Annotated in this window: 19 protein-coding genes; 10 read left to right on the top strand and 9 right to left on the bottom strand. The window is 54.5% G+C overall.

Annotation, left to right across the window (positions count from 1 at the left end; all coding sequences use genetic code 11):
• The first annotated feature begins 9 nt into the window (after nucleotides 1-9).
• The 10 genes from kdsD (at nucleotide 10) to npr (ending at nucleotide 7030) form a co-directional block, all read left to right on the top strand.
• Entirely contained in the window at nucleotides 10-996 is a 987-nt protein-coding gene (gene kdsD, locus ACQZQY_RS07420; RefSeq protein WP_056776264.1) for an arabinose-5-phosphate isomerase KdsD, read from the top strand.
• Nucleotides 997-1012: 16 nt separating this feature from the next.
• Complete coding sequence (gene kdsC / locus ACQZQY_RS07415; RefSeq protein ID WP_056776262.1) at nucleotides 1013-1579, top strand: 3-deoxy-manno-octulosonate-8-phosphatase KdsC; 567 nt, start codon at nucleotides 1013-1015, stop codon at nucleotides 1577-1579.
• Complete coding sequence (gene lptC, locus ACQZQY_RS07410; protein WP_056776259.1) at nucleotides 1576-2145, top strand: LPS export ABC transporter periplasmic protein LptC; 570 nt, start codon at nucleotides 1576-1578, stop codon at nucleotides 2143-2145. Before kdsC ends, lptC begins: the two co-directional genes overlap by 4 nt.
• Nucleotides 2123-2680 (top strand): lipopolysaccharide ABC transporter substrate-binding protein LptA, encoded by a 558-nt coding sequence (gene lptA / locus ACQZQY_RS07405; protein WP_056776257.1) that lies wholly within the window; start codon nucleotides 2123-2125, stop codon nucleotides 2678-2680. Before lptC ends, lptA begins: the two co-directional genes overlap by 23 nt.
• 6 nt (nucleotides 2681-2686) lie before the next feature.
• Nucleotides 2687-3412: an LPS export ABC transporter ATP-binding protein gene (gene lptB / locus ACQZQY_RS07400; protein WP_056776254.1), complete on the top strand. Its 726-nt coding sequence runs from the start codon at nucleotides 2687-2689 to the stop codon at nucleotides 3410-3412.
• Between the two features lie 102 nt (nucleotides 3413-3514).
• On the top strand, nucleotides 3515-4948 hold the full coding sequence (gene rpoN / locus ACQZQY_RS07395; RefSeq protein ID WP_056776252.1) for an RNA polymerase factor sigma-54: 1434 nt from the start codon (nucleotides 3515-3517) through the stop codon (nucleotides 4946-4948).
• Nucleotides 4949-4971: 23 nt separating this feature from the next.
• Nucleotides 4972-5259, top strand: a complete 288-nt coding sequence (gene hpf, locus ACQZQY_RS07390; protein ID WP_056776250.1) for a ribosome hibernation promoting factor — start codon at nucleotides 4972-4974, stop codon at nucleotides 5257-5259.
• A 109-nt stretch (nucleotides 5260-5368) separates the two neighbouring features.
• Entirely contained in the window at nucleotides 5369-5839 is a 471-nt protein-coding gene (gene ptsN, locus ACQZQY_RS07385; RefSeq protein WP_056776248.1) for a PTS IIA-like nitrogen regulatory protein PtsN, read from the top strand.
• A gap of 67 nt (nucleotides 5840-5906) precedes the next feature.
• On the top strand, nucleotides 5907-6761 hold the full coding sequence (gene rapZ / locus ACQZQY_RS07380) for an RNase adapter RapZ (RefSeq protein WP_056776246.1): 855 nt from the start codon (nucleotides 5907-5909) through the stop codon (nucleotides 6759-6761).
• Nucleotides 6758-7030: a PTS phosphocarrier protein NPr gene (gene npr / locus ACQZQY_RS07375; protein WP_056776243.1), complete on the top strand. Its 273-nt coding sequence runs from the start codon at nucleotides 6758-6760 to the stop codon at nucleotides 7028-7030. Before rapZ ends, npr begins: the two co-directional genes overlap by 4 nt.
• 130 nt (nucleotides 7031-7160) lie before the next feature.
• Here npr and ACQZQY_RS07370 read toward each other — a convergent pair whose 3' ends face one another.
• From ACQZQY_RS07370 to ACQZQY_RS07330, 9 genes are all read right to left on the bottom strand, one after another.
• Entirely contained in the window at nucleotides 7161-9080 is a 1920-nt protein-coding gene (locus tag ACQZQY_RS07370) for a BglG family transcription antiterminator (protein ID WP_056776240.1), read from the bottom strand.
• 79 nt (nucleotides 9081-9159) lie between these two features.
• The gene (locus tag ACQZQY_RS07365; protein ID WP_431296855.1) at nucleotides 9160-10359 is read right to left on the bottom strand and encodes a lactonase family protein; all 1200 of its coding nucleotides are present in this window, start codon (nucleotides 10357-10359) and stop codon (nucleotides 9160-9162) included.
• 117 nt (nucleotides 10360-10476) lie between these two features.
• Complete coding sequence (dagF, locus tag ACQZQY_RS07360) at nucleotides 10477-11217, bottom strand: 2-dehydro-3-deoxy-phosphogluconate aldolase (protein ID WP_183848384.1); 741 nt, start codon at nucleotides 11215-11217, stop codon at nucleotides 10477-10479.
• Nucleotides 11214-12341, bottom strand: a complete 1128-nt coding sequence (locus ACQZQY_RS07355; RefSeq protein ID WP_431296854.1) for a DgaE family pyridoxal phosphate-dependent ammonia lyase — start codon at nucleotides 12339-12341, stop codon at nucleotides 11214-11216. The genes dagF and ACQZQY_RS07355 overlap by 4 nt, the downstream gene beginning before the upstream one ends.
• On the bottom strand, nucleotides 12331-13464 hold the full coding sequence (locus ACQZQY_RS07350; RefSeq protein WP_431296853.1) for an amidohydrolase/deacetylase family metallohydrolase: 1134 nt from the start codon (nucleotides 13462-13464) through the stop codon (nucleotides 12331-12333). The genes ACQZQY_RS07355 and ACQZQY_RS07350 overlap by 11 nt, the downstream gene beginning before the upstream one ends.
• Before the next feature lie 80 nt (nucleotides 13465-13544).
• Complete coding sequence (locus ACQZQY_RS07345) at nucleotides 13545-14192, bottom strand: DUF4310 family protein (RefSeq protein ID WP_431296852.1); 648 nt, start codon at nucleotides 14190-14192, stop codon at nucleotides 13545-13547.
• A gap of 12 nt (nucleotides 14193-14204) precedes the next feature.
• Entirely contained in the window at nucleotides 14205-14981 is a 777-nt protein-coding gene (locus tag ACQZQY_RS07340) for a DUF4311 domain-containing protein (RefSeq protein WP_056776226.1), read from the bottom strand.
• 32 nt (nucleotides 14982-15013) lie between these two features.
• Nucleotides 15014-15313 (bottom strand): DUF4312 family protein, encoded by a 300-nt coding sequence (locus ACQZQY_RS07335; RefSeq protein WP_047605601.1) that lies wholly within the window; start codon nucleotides 15311-15313, stop codon nucleotides 15014-15016.
• Nucleotides 15313-15678: an SFCGS family glycine-rich protein gene (locus tag ACQZQY_RS07330; protein ID WP_056776224.1), complete on the bottom strand. Its 366-nt coding sequence runs from the start codon at nucleotides 15676-15678 to the stop codon at nucleotides 15313-15315. Before ACQZQY_RS07330 ends, ACQZQY_RS07335 begins: the two co-directional genes overlap by 1 nt.
• Nucleotides 15679-15691 lie beyond the last annotated feature (13 nt).

Genomic DNA, 15691 nt, shown 5'->3' with positions numbered 1-15691 from the left:
GAATTGACTATGGCTAACGATACCCTCGCCTCCGACTTTGATTTCCAGGCTGTCGGACGTGAAGTGCTGAAAACAGAACGTGAAGGACTTGAGCAGTTAGATCAATACATTAATGGCGATTTCACTCGCGCCTGTAAAATGATTTTCGCCTGTACCGGCAAAGTCGTGGTGATGGGGATGGGCAAATCAGGTCACATCGGCCGCAAGATGGCCGCGACCTTCGCCAGCACCGGCACACCGGCGTTCTTTGTACATCCGGGCGAAGCCAGCCACGGCGATTTGGGCATGGTGTCCAAACAAGACGTCGTGATCCTGATCTCCAACTCCGGCGAAGCGCACGAGATTCTGTCGCTGATCCCGGTATTAAAACGCCTGGACATCACACTTATCTGCATGACCGCCAATCCCGAAAGTACCATGGGAAAAGCCGCCGATGTACACCTTTGCGTGCGTGTTCCGAAAGAAGCCTGCCCGCTCGGGCTGGCCCCGACCAGCAGCACTACCGCCGTGCTGGTGATGGGCGATGCGCTGGCCGTCGCGTTGCTGGAAGCGCGCGGCTTCACACCGGAAGATTTCGCCCTGTCGCACCCTGGCGGAGCACTCGGTCGCAAGCTCTTGCTGCGCGTGAGCGATATCATGCACTCCGGTGACGAAATCCCGCACGTCAGCCGCGACGCGTCTCTGCGTGATGCCCTGCTGGAAATTACCCGCAAGAATTTGGGAATGACCGTCATCTGCGACGATTTAATGAAAATCGAAGGCATCTTTACCGACGGTGACTTACGCCGCATTTTCGACATGGGCGTCAATATCAATAACGCGTCCATTGCCGAAGTGATGACTACCGGCGGCGTGCGCGTGCGCCCTTCCCTGCTGGCGGTCGACGCACTGAATTTAATGCAGGAAAAACACATTACCTGTGTGATGGTTGCCGATGGTGACCAATTGTTAGGTGTGTTACATATGCACGACATGCTGCGCGCTGGCGTAGTTTAATTGAGGAATGCCCTGAATGAGTAATAGCGCAGCCCTGGTGGATACCTGCTACGGTCCGGTCAGCACCGATGTGCTTGAACGTGCGAAAGCGGTTCGCCTGCTGATTTGCGATGTGGACGGCGTCATGTCTGATGGCCTGATCTACATGGGAAATCAGGGAGAAGAGCTGAAAAGTTTCAACGTTCGCGACGGTTATGGAATTCGTTGCCTGCTGACGTCCGACATTGAGGTCGCGATTATTACAGGCCGTAATGCGAAATTACTGGAAGATCGCGCCAAAACCCTTGGAATTCGCCACTTGTATCAGGGGCAATCAGATAAGCTTTTGGCCTTCCGCGAACTGTTAGATACACTGTCGCTTCGGGCAGAGGAAGTCGCTTACATCGGTGACGACCTGATTGACTGGCCGGTGATGGCTGAAGTGGGTCTTTCCGTCGCGGTTCAGGATGCACACCCTATCCTGTTGCCAAAGGCGCATTACGTGACCCGCATTGCCGGTGGCCGTGGCGCAGTACGCGAATTATGTGACTTGATTCTGCTGGCGCAGGGCAAGCTGGAGGACGCCAAAGGGCTGTCGATATGAATAAAACAAGACTTTGGATCATTCTGGTACTGACCGCCATCGTGCTGATACTGATTGGCTGGTCACTGTCAGACAATACGGATGATGCGCCGCAGGCGGTCAACGATCAGGAACCGACCTACCAAAGCTCCCACACGGTAACCATGGTGTATGACCCGCTGGGAAGCCTGACCTACAAACTGGTATCGGATCAGGTCAAATACTACACCACCGATCAGGTAACATGGTTTACCAACCCGGTGGCGACCATGTATGACAAGAATAAAGTGCCAACCTGGGTGCTGCGTTCTGATAAAGCCAAGATGACTCAGGATAAAATGCTCTATCTTTATGGGCATGTGCAGGCTGACAGCCTGACGCCAGAAACATCACAGCTGCAAAGAATCAAAACGGATAATGCACAGGTTAACCTGACGACACAGGACGTTGCCTCAGACGATGAAGTAACGCTTTATGGCACAGGTTTTACATCTAACGGCATGAAAATGCGTGGTAATCTGCGCGATAAAACAGCAGAGCTGATCGAAAAGGTAACGACCTCTTATGAAATTCAAAGCAAAAAATAAAATCCGTAATCTTCTGATCACCGGCTCGTTGTTGGCCATCAGCATTCCGGCATTCGCGCTGAAAGACGACACAACGAAACCGATCACCATTGATTCCGCCAATCAGGCGCTGGATGTGAACACCAACACGGCAACCTTTACCGGCAATGTGGTGGTGAATCAGGGCTCGATTCAGGTTAAAGCCGACAAAGTTGTGGTGATCCGCCCGCAAGGTGTCTCCGGCAAAGAAGTGGTGGAAGGCTACGGCAATCCGGTGACCTTCTACCAGTTGCAGGACAACGGTAAACCGATTAAAGGCCACGCGCAGAAAGTCCGTTATGAAGTGGAAACCGATCTGGTGACCCTGACCGGAAACGCTTACCTTGAACAGCTGGACAGCAATGTGAAAGGCGATCGTATTACCTATCTGGTGCAGAAACAGCAGATGGAAGCCTTCAGTGATAAAGGCAACCGTGTCACGACCGTGCTGGTTCCGACACAGTTGCAGGAAAAGACCCCGGCAGCAGCCGGTGGCCAGACCAAAAAGAGTAACTGATAATTTATGGCAAAATTAATCGCAGAAAATCTGGCGAAGGCATACAAAGGCCGTAAGGTCGTTGAAGATGTCAGCCTGGCAGTCAATTCAGGCGAAATCGTCGGATTACTTGGCCCTAACGGTGCCGGTAAAACCACCACCTTCTACATGGTGGTCGGTATCGTACAGCGTGACGCTGGCCGAATCATCGTTGACGACGAAGACATCAGCCTTTTGCCATTGCATACCCGCGCACGTCGCGGCATTGGTTACCTGCCTCAGGAAGCCTCTATTTTCCGCCGCCTCAGCGTGTTCGACAACCTGATGGCCGTGCTGCAAATCCGTGACGACCTGAACAAAGAACAGCGCAATGATCGCGCCAATGAGCTGATGGAAGAATTCCATATCTCTCACTTGCGCGATAACCTCGGCCAGTCACTGTCCGGGGGTGAACGCCGTCGTGTGGAAATTGCCCGCGCACTGGCAGCCAACCCTAAGTTTATCCTGCTGGATGAACCCTTTGCCGGTGTTGACCCGATTTCCGTTATCGACATCAAAAAAATCATTGAGCATCTTCGCGACAGCGGTCTGGGCGTTCTGATCACTGACCACAACGTCCGTGAAACGCTCGACGTGTGTGAACGCGCCTATATCGTCAGTCAGGGCAAGCTTATCGCCCACGGCACCCCAGCCGACATTCTTGCTGATGAACAAGTGAAACGTGTTTATCTTGGTGAAGAATTCCGTCTGTGATCTGCGCCGCCTGAAGCGCGCCTGTTTCGCTTTACACTGAAACAGGCCGTTTCTGACCGAAGTGTTGCCGTTCGAACTCATCTACGGATATAAAGCCAAGATATGAAGCAAGGTTTGCAACTCAGATTCAGCCAACAACTGGCAATGACTCCTCAATTACAGCAGGCAATCCGCCTGTTGCAATTGTCCACGCTTGAGCTCCAACAGGAGATCCAACTCGCGCTGGAGAGCAACCCTCTGCTGGAACAAACCGATCTTCACGATGAGATCGATGCGGTCGAAACCGCTGACAGTGAAGGTCTGGATACCCGCGAGGCTCTCGAGCAAAAAGACATGCCCGAAGAGTTACCGCTGGATGCGACCTGGGATGAAATTTACACCGCCGGAACACCGTCCGGTACCGGTAACGATTACAGCGACGACGAGCTGCCCGTTTATCAAGGTGAAACCACCCAGACGCTTCAGGATTACCTGATGTGGCAGGTCGAACTGACGCCGTTTTCCGACACCGATGCGGCTATCGCGACCTCGATTGTCGATGCGGTGGATGACACCGGATATCTGACGATTTCTCTGGACGATATTCTCGAAAGTATCGGCGATGACGACGTCACGATGGACGAAGTGGAAGCCGTGCTCAAACGCGTTCAGCGTTTTGATCCCGTGGGTGTCGCCGCGCGCGACCTGCGCGACTGTCTGCTGATTCAGCTTTCCCAGTACGTCCCGGAAACGCCTTTCATTACAGAAGCCAGGCTTATCATCAGCGAACATCTGGATTTGCTGGCGAACCATGATTTCCGCGCACTTATGCGATCAACCCGTCTAAAAGAAGATACACTGAAAGGAGCGATGCTCCTGATCCAGTCTCTTGATCCGCGACCAGGCCAGTCGATCAACACCGGCGAATCCGAATACGTCATCCCGGATGTGCTGGTACGCAAAGTGTCCGGTGTCTGGACTGTCGAACTGAACTCAGACAGCATTCCGCGACTGAAAATCAACCAGCATTATGCTGCGATGGGCAATTCGACCCGCAGCGACAGCGACGGGCAATTTATCCGCAGCAATTTGCAGGAAGCCAAGTGGTTGATCAAAAGTCTGGAGAGCCGCAACGACACGCTGCTGAAAGTCACGCGCTGCATCGTTGAGCAGCAGCAGGCGTTCTTTGAGATGGGTGATGAATACATGAAACCGATGGTGCTGGCCGATATCGCCAGCGCCGTGGAAATGCACGAATCGACGATTTCACGCGTTACAACGCAGAAATTCCTGCACAGCCCGCGTGGCATTTTCGAACTGAAGTATTTCTTCTCCAGCCACGTCAGTACTGACAGCGGCGGCGAGGCATCGTCCACCGCGATCCGGGCGCTGGTGAAGAAATTAATTGCAGCGGAGAATCCTGTAAAACCGCTGAGTGACAGTAAGTTAGCTACCCTGCTTTCCAATCAGGGAATTATGGTGGCGCGCCGTACCGTCGCAAAATACCGAGAGTCTTTGTCCATCCCGCCCTCAAACCAGCGTAAACAGTTAGTTTGACCTCAACAGAGAAGGAAGACATTATGCAGCTCAACATTACCGGACATCACATTGAGATCACCGATCCCTTGAGAGAATTCATCACGATGAAACTGGCGAAGCTCGAACAGTATTTCGACAGGATAAATCAGGTGTATGTGGTGTTAAGCGTTGAAAAAGTGCAGAAAATCGCGGAAGCGACGCTGCATGTGAACGGAGGCGAGTTGCATGCCACCTCGGAGCATCAGGATATGTACGCAGCGATTGACGGCCTGGTTGATAAACTGGCGCGCCAGCTGAACAAACATAAAGACAAACTGAAACAGCACTGACATTCATGTAGCCAACCCTGTGCTACACACCTTCGGGCATCGGCTTGTGACCTTCGGGGAACGAGCCGATATAGCTTTAAGGGTGAATCAGTGCAAAAGTGAAGATGACATGATCAACGATACTGCAATGCAATTAACGTCGGTGCTGAATGCCGAATGCACCAAAAGCGGCGTTCATTGCGCCAGCAAAAAACGCGCGCTGGAAATCATCAGCGAACTGGCTGCCAAACAATTGAATTTGTCGCCACAAGTGATTTTCGACGCCATTTTGACCCGTGAGCGTATGGGCAGCACCGGGATCGGTGCCGGGATCGCCATCCCGCACGGCAAGCTGGAAGAAGACACATTACGCGCCGTCGGCGTGTTTATTCAGCTCGATCAACCGATCGCGTTTGACGCTATCGACAATCAGCCGGTGGATCTCCTTTTTGCCTTGCTGGTTCCGGCAGATCAATGTAAAACCCACTTACACACCTTGTCTTTAGTGGCCAAAAAATTGGCTGATAAAACAGTGTGTCGCCGTCTGCGCGGAGCGCAAAGCGACGAAGAACTGTTCCAGATAATGACAGAAAACGAATAAATTGATGATTCCCGGCAACGCGCCGGGAAAGTGAATTCTGAACACTGAATGCCAGGGGAGTGACACCATGGTGCTGATGATTGTCAGCGGCCGTTCCGGTTCCGGGAAGTCGGTTGCCCTAAGGGCATTAGAAGACATGGGATTTTACTGTGTGGACAATCTGCCGGTGGTTTTACTGCCGCAGCTCGCCCAGACACTTGTCGAACGCAATACGTCTGCCGCCGTCAGCATTGACGTGCGCAACATGCCAGAAACACCGGAAGTTTACGAGCATGCGATGTCACAACTGCCTGAGAGTTTTTCGCCGCAGTTGCTGTTTCTCGATGCAGACCGCAATACCCTGATCCGTCGTTACAGCGATACCCGTCGTCTGCACCCGCTTTCCAGCAAAAACCTGTCCCTTGAAAGTGCCATCGATGAAGAAGCCGATCTGCTCGAGCCATTGCGCTCCGCCGCCGATCTGATCATCGACACCTCAGAAATGTCGGTTCATGAACTGGCAGAAATGCTGCGTACCCGTCTTTTGGGCAAACGTGAGCGTGAACTGACGATGGTCTTTGAATCCTTTGGCTTCAAACACGGCCTGCCGATTGATGCCGATTACGTGTTTGACGTGCGTTTCCTGCCAAACCCGCACTGGGATCCGAAACTGCGTCCGATGACCGGCCTTGATAAACCGGTGGCGGCGTTCCTCGATCGTCACACCGAAGTGCACAACTTTATCTACCAGACCCGCAGCTACCTCGAACAATGGCTGCCGATGCTGGAAACCAACAACCGCAGCTATCTGACCGTCGCCATTGGTTGTACCGGGGGTAAACACCGTTCGGTGTATATCGCAGAACAACTGGCCGACTATTTCCGTTCCCGCGGGAAGAATGTGCAATCCCGCCATCGCACGCTGGAAAAACGCAAATCATGACGGTGAAACAAACGGTAGAAATCAAAAACCGGTTAGGCATGCACGCCCGTCCGGCCATGAAGTTGTTTGAACTGGTGCAGAGTTTTGAATCGGAAGTGATGCTGCGCAATGGCACAGGCATAGAAGCAGAAGCCAGCAGCGTGATAGCACTGCTGATGCTCGATTCCCCGAAAGGTCAGCAGATCGAAATCGAAGCCACCGGCCCCGATGAAGAGCAGGCGCTGACGGCAGTTGTTAATCTGATCAACTCAGGATTTGACGAAGACTAAGACTCCTCACTCTTAGTCTTCGTCATAGTCATTGGCGTTGCAGCAAGGCAGCCAGCGAGAGAGCCCCGATGAGCTGACATCAGTCAGTGATTCGGGTGAACGAACGCCGCTGCGGCGTCAGGGACGCAGGCTAAATGCGGGAAAGGCAATCTATTGCAATGGCCTTGAAGCTTTCAAAATTTTCACTGCTCAGTAAACGGCTCATCGAACGCTCCCGCACAAACGTCACGAACAAATCGTAAATCGCCATCGCTTCTTCGTAATCGGCCTTGCTGATGGCCAGCAGGAAAATTACGTGCGCCGTCTCCCCTTCTCCCCAGGCAATGCCCTGCGGCGAGAGCAGCGTAATCACCACCGTTTTCTTCGCCAGCAACCCCAGCGAGTGCGGCAGCGCAATGCCTTCGCCCAGCATGGTCGAAACGATTTCTTCACGCTCCACCACCGACGGATAAAACGCCTGATCGACATATCCCTCGGCCTCCAGCTGCGAACACACATGGCGGAATAATTCCGCCTGGGTCATCGGCTCGTTGACGATCATGAAGTGTTTTTCGTCGAAGAATTTTTCCAGCATATAAGGCCGTGTGCGATCGACCAGCACCAGCTTGCCGAGCTGTTCCATCTGGTATTCGGTCGGGAACGGCGACAGCACCACCACCGGCTTATTCTTCTCGCTGATACGGGCGTTGGAGATAATAAAATCTTCGTCGATGTGTTCCAGCTTCTCGTAATCACGCAGCGTCACAATCTGTTTCATCACCAGCTGCGGATACTTACGGCTGATCTGCGCCTGGATCATGCGGATGGTCGAATTGCCGGTGTCGCACACTAGCATCACCTGCGGATGGCGCTGATAACCGATATTGTAATGCCGCTCCAGCCCGACGCCGATGTGCAGCACCAGAAAACCGATCTCGTTTTCGCTCAGCGTATACGGCGTGTATTTCCCCCAACTGGACACCGCCGCCAGCGTGACGTCATATGCCATCGGATAATGCTGTTTGATGTTGTTCAGCAGCGGGTTCGGGATATTAATCTGGTATTTCACCCGCGTAATCATGGTCTTGATGTGCGTCAGCAGGTCGGCGCGCAGCTGCTTATCACCCTGAAGATCGTAGTTATAGTGCGAGTTGATATACGAAAGAATGTAATCGACCAGCGATTCGTCATCGTCGGCATTAATGTCGGTCGGCAGAATTTGCTGCACGCGACGGGCGGCGATATTCACCCGCAGATAGGCTTCTTCAGAAGCCGGGATCTCCTTGCCGACGAGATTTTTCAGCTCGGCTGCCAGCCGTACAGAAACCTGTTTCACCGCCGGGTCGCCGTCTTCGGCATCAAAATCCGTCAGCGGATAGCCGCCGGTAATGCGCTTGATGGCGACCGCGCAATAGAGGATCAGATACTGCTCGCCTTCATCGGTCAGCTGAATGGAGGACTGCGTCAGCAGCTGATGCATAAAGCGCGTCAGCGGCACCAGCGCTTCCGGTTCCAGACTTTCCGCTTTCAGCAGCGGATTCGCCTGTTCTTCAGCATCTAGCTGGAACAGCAGATCGGTCAGACAGGCGCGGATCGCCAGCTCTGCACCAAACAGCTTCATGCCATAACGCGGCTTGGTTTCAATATTCAGGTGGTAGCGCGCCAGATGCTCCCTCACCTCAGCCATATCATTTTGCAGGGTTCCCCGGCTGACAAACCATTCATCGGCCAGATCTTCCAGCTTGAGTGAAAAAGCTGAGGTCAAAAAGCGGATCAGCAACGTTTTCACCCGTTCGGCGGCGGTGCGCGGCGTCGGGTTCGGTTTACGTTGTGTCGTGTGCTGTAACGACGAGAACAGCGCCTGATCGTCGATTTTCAGCTGATACCCGCTGCCACGGCTGTGAACAAAGCTTGCACCGTAGTCGGCGATGATTTCGTTGAGCGAGGTGATGTCGGCACGCACGGTACGCGTTGACACCGCCAGACGCTTCGCCAGCTCGTCCTGAGGCAGGGTTTCGGTCTGTAACGCGTCGAACAATTGCGCCAGCCGTTGATTGGGAAATCTCACCATGGTTTTTCCAGTTCGTTTCAGCGAGGCCCCGTCCACGGCAATGACTGGCCGTGGACGGGGTTTGTTTCTGCTGCGCCGGTTAAGGCGCAATCACCATTTGCGACGGACTGCCGACCGCCACGTAGCTGTCGACAAACGTCAGTTTGCCACTGTCCGGCGATACCTTGAATGTAGTGATGTTATCGCTTCGTTGATTCATTGCGTAAATATATTTGCCATCCGGCGACAGGGTCAGCGTTCTCGGGTAATCGCCCCGCGTCCAGGTTTCGCCGCTCCAGGTCATCGCGCCTTCGCCGGTCACGGCGATCTGCGCAATGCTGTTGTGCAGGCGGTTGGCCACGTACAGATGTTTGCCGTCTTTGCTCAGCACGATGCCTGCCGCAAAGTTGGTGCCTTTGAAACCGGCGGGCAGCGAGGACAGGCTGTGCAGTTCCGTCAGCGTGCCTTTGCTTGCATCAAAGCGATAACTGGTCAGCGTCGAGGCTTCTTCGTTGATCAGGAAAACCACGTGGCCGTTGGGATGGAAAACAAAATGACGCGGTCCGGCGCCTTCCGAAGAGGCTTTGATGAACGGCGGATCGTTAGCTTCCAGCGCGCCGCTCTCGCCGTTGAGTTTCCACTGATAAATCCGATCCAACCCAAGATCCGTGGAGAAGGCGAACTTACCGGAAGGATCGGTGGCGATCATATGCGCATGCGGCCCGTTGTGGTCGCTGATGGCAAAACTGCCTTCCGCGGCGGCGGCCGGTTTGCCCGCGCCCGCCGGACCGGAATCCTGCTGGCTGTTACTGGCGTCGCTCAGTTTTCCGCTGGCATCCACCGGGAACACCGCCACCACGCCGCTGATGTAGTTCGCCACCAGCAGATGTTCGCCTTTAGGCGTCAGCGACAAGTACACCGGCCCCGCGCCCTGCGAATCCACCTGATTAATCAGCGTCAGGCTGCCGTCTTCGGGCGAAATACGGTAAGCCGCCACGGATCCGTGTTTACCGCCGTTGTAATTGTCAGTTTCACTGCCGATAAACAGCGTTTTGCCGTCGTGGCTGAGTACCATCTGCGCCTGATTGGGCAACTGGCTGGCGAGGGTTTTATCACTCAGCGCACCGGTTTTCGGATCGAATGTAAAGCGGTAGACACCTTCCCCGTTCGGGTTGTAGGTGCCGACGTAAGCAAAATGCGAAGTCGTCGAAGTCATTGTTTTTTCTGCTGCATAGAGCGGCATGGCAGACACTGCCAGCATCGCGGAGGTTAAACCTGAAATCAGAAACCAGTTTCTCATACATTTCCTCAGAATTTGGGACTGTCAGACAAGAGAACCCTGCACCCGCGCAGTGAACGGGGGATGCAGGGTGTTTAACCGCGCAGACGGCTTACCGCGCAGGAAAGGTCAGAACCTTCAGCCCAGCAGTTTTTTGACGCTGGCCAGCAGGGTTTTCACATCCTCAGGGCGGGTATGACCCGACGCGCTGTCGATGATGGAACTGTAGATATGCGGGATGATTTTGGTCACGCCCGCCGCCAGCGCGATCTCCATAATCGGCTCGAAGTTTTCTAAATCGATGCCGCCGGTCGGCTCCAGCCAGAAATCCTGTTCCGCACAGGCACGGGCCACCGCCGCGAATTCATCACGGGTTTTCAGGCCGCCCATCGGGAAATATTTCACCGAGCTGCCGCCCATGTCTTTGAGCAGCGCAATGGCGGTTTCCACCGGCACGATGGCGTCAGCGGAGGCTGAACTCAGCGGCCCGGTATTGATTTTCACAAAGCCGACTTTCCCGGTCGGTGAAATCAGGCCGTTGACCACGCTGTCGTTTTGACCGAGCATTCCGCGGCTGGTCCCGACGCCGGTGAAAACCTGATTTACATGCTGCGGCTGAACCTGCGCAGAAATCTGGCTGACCATCAGCGACTGACGCGGATCGCCCGCGCCCAAGCCCACGGACAAAGCGTTTTCAATCAGTGCGGCGTACTCTTTCATGTCCGCCACCGCGCTCGCGACGTCCGGATAATTTTTGGACAGCACGCCGACCAGCACATGACCTTCTGCCGCTTCATAAATCTCGCGGGCATTGTCTTTTGAACCGGCAAGCACGTTCAGACATACGCGGTCACGGTAGAAATTTGGGGTCAGCTTCATGCTTTTTCTCCGCTGAAAAGTTGTTTAAAACGCTCTGCAACGATGGAGAGCTGCGGCGGCGTCACGCTGCGCACATCGACTTCGATCTTGCCTTCGTTGGCGCGATAGCCACGGAAATAAATGGCGATATCGCCGTTCTTCATGGCGTCCACAATGGCTTTGGTTTTCCAGCCGAGCACCGCTTCATCAAAGGTGATTTCCGTACGGGCGATATCACGCCCGGCGCTGTCCCAGACCACACGCCCCGAGACGCCGTTGATGTCATTCAGGCTGGCGATAAATGGCGTCATTTTGTCGACCATTTCCTGCCCGGTGGTTTTCGGCAGCGTGATATAGCTTTCAATCGCCTGCGTCAGGCCGAGAATGCCCTCTTTGCCGACTTTCATCGCACGGCCAATGCCGCCCGATTGCAGTTTTACCCATTCGACATACTGTTTTTTGCCGAGCACCAGACCGCTGGTCGGCCCTTCGATGGCTTTTGCGCCGCTGTAGATCACCAGATCCGCGCCCATCTCGTAATAGCAGGTCAGGTCTTCTTCAGCGGCAGCATCGACGATCAGCGGCACATTATGCGCACGCGCTACTTCGGCGGCTTCCGCAACCGACAGAATGCTTTTCTGCACCGAGTGGTGCGATTTGATGTACATGATGGCGGCGGTGCGCGGCGTGATGCAGGCAGCAAGCTGCGCAGCGGAACATTCGTTGGCATAACCGGCTTCAACAATTTTACCGCCGCCCAGGGTGATCATCGTGCCCACCGGCGCGCCGAAATTCACGTTATGGCCCTTTGGCAGCACGATGTCGTGCGGGATTTCCAGCGGCGCGGCGTGCAGGTTTTCCAGCAACCAGGCGTTATCTTTGACGATCACCGCCGCCACCGACTGCGCGATCCCGGCAGAAGCACAGGAAACCACTACGGCGTTTTCGACGTTCAGCAGTTTCGCGATGTATGCGCCGGTTTTGTTCACCAGATCTTTCATCTCAAAATAATGATTCAGACCGGTATTCACGACCGCGGCGACTTCCTCGCGCGGCGTTGAAACCCCCAGCGCCGTCATGCGGCCTGAGGCATTAATCACTTGTTTTAACTGGTACTTTTCATACAGAGAGTGTTCAGAAGACATGAGCAGATTTCCCTTCTTCGGTTAACAGGGTGACGCCCGCGACCACAGCGGCCAGAGGCACCAGCAAACTTTCGCCCTTCACGGACTGTCCTTCGGAATCGACAAACACCTGCGGCGCAAAACGCTGCTCGAACAGGGTCAGGTCGGCGTCAGCACCGATTTCCAGACGGCCTTTGGCCGGCAGGCGCAGCGCGTCAGCGGCGTGAGAGGTCACGCAATCAATCACCTGCGGCAACGTCATGCCGACGCTAAAGAATTTCGACATCACCGTCGCCAGGCTATGCACCGGCCCGTTCATACGGTTGCGACAGTAAATATCGGAGCTGATGGTGTGCGGCAAAATGCCCTGCTTAATCGCCAGCTCCGCCACCTCAAAACTGAAACTCGCGGTGCCGTGACCGACATCCAGCAGCACGCCGCGGCTCAGCGCACGTTTAATCGAATCGCGCAGCACGCCTTCCGGCGAGAGAATGCGGTTCGGCTTGCCGTTGTAGCAGTGGGTGATGATGTCGCCGGACGTCAGTAAATCCGCGATTTCATCGAGGTTCGGCGGGTTATTACCGATATGCACCATCAGCGGCAGGTCATTGTTTTCCTGCTGAATTTCTTTGGCGCGCACCAGCGGTTTGATGCCGTTCTGGCCGACCACGCTGCTGCTCATACGCGCTTTGATCCCGATGATAAAACCGGGATTTCGCGCGATGGCGTCACGCACGCCGACTTTGTCGATCTGCGTCATATCCGCCAGTTCGTTCTGCGTCACGATGCCGGTGCGGGCGATATTCAGAAACGCGTAGACGTTGGTTTTCGCCGCACGGGTAATCTGATAGAAATCGTCGACATCATTGGCGCCGGTGCTGCCGGCATCTGCGACGGTGGTGACGCCGCAGGCCACGCCAATCAGGTCGGCGTCGTCATGATAAATCGGCGATTTTGGGTAACAGTGAACGTGGGAATCGATCCAGCCAGCGCTGGCGTAAATCTTGCCCTGAAGATCGAGCGTCTGGCGGGCGGTGGCATCGGCTGCCAGCGTGCCAATGGCGGCGAATTTGCCGTCCTGAATTGCAATATCTGTCAGGCTGCCGTCTGCGCGTAATGCCTGGCGGATGATTAAGTCATACATACGACGTTCTCCATAATGCCGGGCGTCAGGAGTGTTCCCGACGCCCGCTTTACTGCTGATTTGCTTCTATGCTGCCGTTCTTACAATGAAACCGGGAAGATTGCGCCCAGGATCATGGCACCGAGGATCGCGCCACCGGTGATTGGCTTCTGCCACAGATAGAAACCCAGTGCGCCGAGCAATGATCCCAGACCGATTGGAATCGAGGCCGCCATGGCTGACAGGATAATCAACGGCCCGAGGAAGCGGCCGGAAGCATTACCCGCGCCCATCATCACGTCAGCGCCGTAGGTCGAATTGCTCTGATTGATGGTGAATTTACGCGCCAGAATGATGATGTAACCGACGGCTAAACCGAGGATCAGACCGGTCACCAGCGAAGCCGCGAAGTTCGCCACCGGGAAGACAAACCCGGCACCCAGCAGCATCGCCGGAACGCCAAGGCCGATACCGGTCTGGATGGCACCGCCGATATCAAGAATCCCGACCAGTGCCCCTTCAATGATGCGGGCAAACAGGAAGCTGGCACCGAAGGCCGCCACTGCGCCGTACACGCCGGTGTCCATGCCGGAACGCAACATCGATACAAACGCCACTTCGTTAAACGCGCCGATGCCGTACAGGTAATACATGTGTGTCCCGGCGAAAACGCCCGAGGACAGCAGCCCGACAAAAATCGGGAACGACCACTCGGCGTACCAGAAACCACGTTTGGCTTGTTCTTCCATTGTCATGCTCCCTTACTTACCGCTGAGTGAATTGTGAATGCCGTTCAGCCATGTCGGGACGTCCAGCATGAATGACTGCAACAGTTTGACGTCGAAACCACGGAAGAAACCGCTGAGGACGAACAGCGCGATAATCGCCGCCATCATCACTTTGGTGACGTGGTTCCAGCCGCTTTCTTCAACGCCTTTGCCGATGAGGATACCCAGCACAAGACCCGGCACCGCGTTACCCATGATCATCTGCGCCAGACCGCCAAAAATGGTGGCCCAGAAACCGGAACGACGCCCTGCATCAATCGCCGCCAGCCAGAAAATCACCGGCATGACAGTGTTCACCAGCAGGTTTGCCGCAGGCACCAGCACTTTAATTGCCGTGACCTGCAACGCCGGAGGAACGGCGGACGCGGTGGTGTTGAGGAAGGCCACCACAATCATGCCGATGATGCCGCCGGCAATCGCCATCTTGCGTGGGTCATGCATGGTTTCAGCGACATTGCGGTTTTTGAACATCAGCGCCGCGGTCGCCCAGTGAGGGATGATGCGGTGGTCAACGTCCTGTGTGAAAGAACCTGCCGCAACGGAAGATGCCCAGGCGTTAAAGAAGAAGCCCAGACCAAATGAGAAATGCGAAGCCGGATCGCCTTCGCAGGAGTTTAATTCCCCAAGCGTACGAAAAGCCCCCATCCCTTGCACGGTAGGCGCATGGAACATACGTGCGGCACCCGCACCTACGCCCACGCCAACCAGTCCGCCGATAATAAGCGACTTAAATAAAATAATTAAAAACATCAGTATATCCTTGTCATTTATAGCTAACGTTTTTATTTCGTGACAAAAACTACCTGTTCCGTATTAATAACAGTCAGGTTGACGGTAATGTCTAACGCCACGTAATAACTCTTTCTTTCCCTGGCCAGAAAAAAGAACAGAAACTTTTCTCTTTTAACGGACTCTTCTGCTTTTATTACCTTGACGTCCTGCGGTTCAATGCGCAGCAAGACATTATTCGCCGAAGATTTGAGAACCGTTCTCTGCACCTGACTCAGCGCGGAAGAAAAGGCGGCAGCCTTATTTTCGCCCTTTCCTTCAACCCGAACTGTCGTGGTTAATTGTTGCTTCATTACGCCTGACCATACTTCTTGTTATAAGCTTCAACCAGACGCTGACCCAGCTCTTCTTTATCCATAAATCCGAACCCTAATACTAAACAGCCTTCGTTAATTGCCGTGACGCCTTCATCCACTGAGCGCATCCCGTATTTGGCTTTATATCCGTATTTGTTTTGTGCGGTAATCGCACCTGCGCCGCCACTGCCACAGAAAGAAATACCTAAGCTGGCCCCTTCTGCTTTCATCACGTCGCCGAGTTTCATATCTGCTGCCATGCCTGGGACAACAATGGCTCTTCCGCCAGCCGCTTCCACGCCTGCCGCCACTTTCTGGCCTTTACCTAAACGGTCGCCGATCACAATTAATACTTGTCCCATAATTCACTTCTCC

Source organism: Rahnella sp. PAMC25559, from assembly GCF_050632365.1.
Taxonomy (GTDB): domain Bacteria; phylum Pseudomonadota; class Gammaproteobacteria; order Enterobacterales; family Enterobacteriaceae; genus Rahnella; species Rahnella rivi.
The sequence above is the reverse complement of the archived record's forward strand: the minus strand, read 5'-3'. Positions and strand labels throughout refer to the sequence as shown.

What these genes read in the sequence shown, in the direction of transcription:
- lptA (WP_056776257.1), top strand. Translation starts at nt 2,123, where the DNA reads ATGAAATTCAAAGCAAAAAATAAAATCCGTAATCTTCTGATCACCGGC.
- kdsC (WP_056776262.1), top strand. Translation starts at nt 1,013, where the DNA reads ATGAGTAATAGCGCAGCCCTGGTGGATACCTGCTACGGTCCGGTCAGC.
- ACQZQY_RS07340 (WP_056776226.1), bottom strand. Translation starts at nt 14,981, where the DNA reads ATGTTTTTAATTATTTTATTTAAGTCGCTTATTATCGGCGGACTGGTT.
- npr (WP_056776243.1), top strand. Translation starts at nt 6,758, where the DNA reads ATGACGGTGAAACAAACGGTAGAAATCAAAAACCGGTTAGGCATGCAC.
- dagF (WP_183848384.1), bottom strand. Translation starts at nt 11,217, where the DNA reads ATGAAGCTGACCCCAAATTTCTACCGTGACCGCGTATGTCTGAACGTG.
- kdsD (WP_056776264.1), top strand. Translation starts at nt 10, where the DNA reads ATGGCTAACGATACCCTCGCCTCCGACTTTGATTTCCAGGCTGTCGGA.
- ACQZQY_RS07365 (WP_431296855.1), bottom strand. Translation starts at nt 10,359, where the DNA reads ATGAGAAACTGGTTTCTGATTTCAGGTTTAACCTCCGCGATGCTGGCA.
- rapZ (WP_056776246.1), top strand. Translation starts at nt 5,907, where the DNA reads ATGGTGCTGATGATTGTCAGCGGCCGTTCCGGTTCCGGGAAGTCGGTT.
- lptB (WP_056776254.1), top strand. Translation starts at nt 2,687, where the DNA reads ATGGCAAAATTAATCGCAGAAAATCTGGCGAAGGCATACAAAGGCCGT.
- ACQZQY_RS07330 (WP_056776224.1), bottom strand. Translation starts at nt 15,678, where the DNA reads ATGGGACAAGTATTAATTGTGATCGGCGACCGTTTAGGTAAAGGCCAG.
- ACQZQY_RS07355 (WP_431296854.1), bottom strand. Translation starts at nt 12,341, where the DNA reads ATGTCTTCTGAACACTCTCTGTATGAAAAGTACCAGTTAAAACAAGTG.
- ACQZQY_RS07345 (WP_431296852.1), bottom strand. Translation starts at nt 14,192, where the DNA reads ATGGAAGAACAAGCCAAACGTGGTTTCTGGTACGCCGAGTGGTCGTTC.
- ACQZQY_RS07350 (WP_431296853.1), bottom strand. Translation starts at nt 13,464, where the DNA reads ATGTATGACTTAATCATCCGCCAGGCATTACGCGCAGACGGCAGCCTG.
- rpoN (WP_056776252.1), top strand. Translation starts at nt 3,515, where the DNA reads ATGAAGCAAGGTTTGCAACTCAGATTCAGCCAACAACTGGCAATGACT.
- ACQZQY_RS07335 (WP_047605601.1), bottom strand. Translation starts at nt 15,313, where the DNA reads ATGAAGCAACAATTAACCACGACAGTTCGGGTTGAAGGAAAGGGCGAA.
- ACQZQY_RS07370 (WP_056776240.1), bottom strand. Translation starts at nt 9,080, where the DNA reads ATGGTGAGATTTCCCAATCAACGGCTGGCGCAATTGTTCGACGCGTTA.
- hpf (WP_056776250.1), top strand. Translation starts at nt 4,972, where the DNA reads ATGCAGCTCAACATTACCGGACATCACATTGAGATCACCGATCCCTTG.
- lptC (WP_056776259.1), top strand. Translation starts at nt 1,576, where the DNA reads ATGAATAAAACAAGACTTTGGATCATTCTGGTACTGACCGCCATCGTG.
- ptsN (WP_056776248.1), top strand. Translation starts at nt 5,369, where the DNA reads ATGATCAACGATACTGCAATGCAATTAACGTCGGTGCTGAATGCCGAA.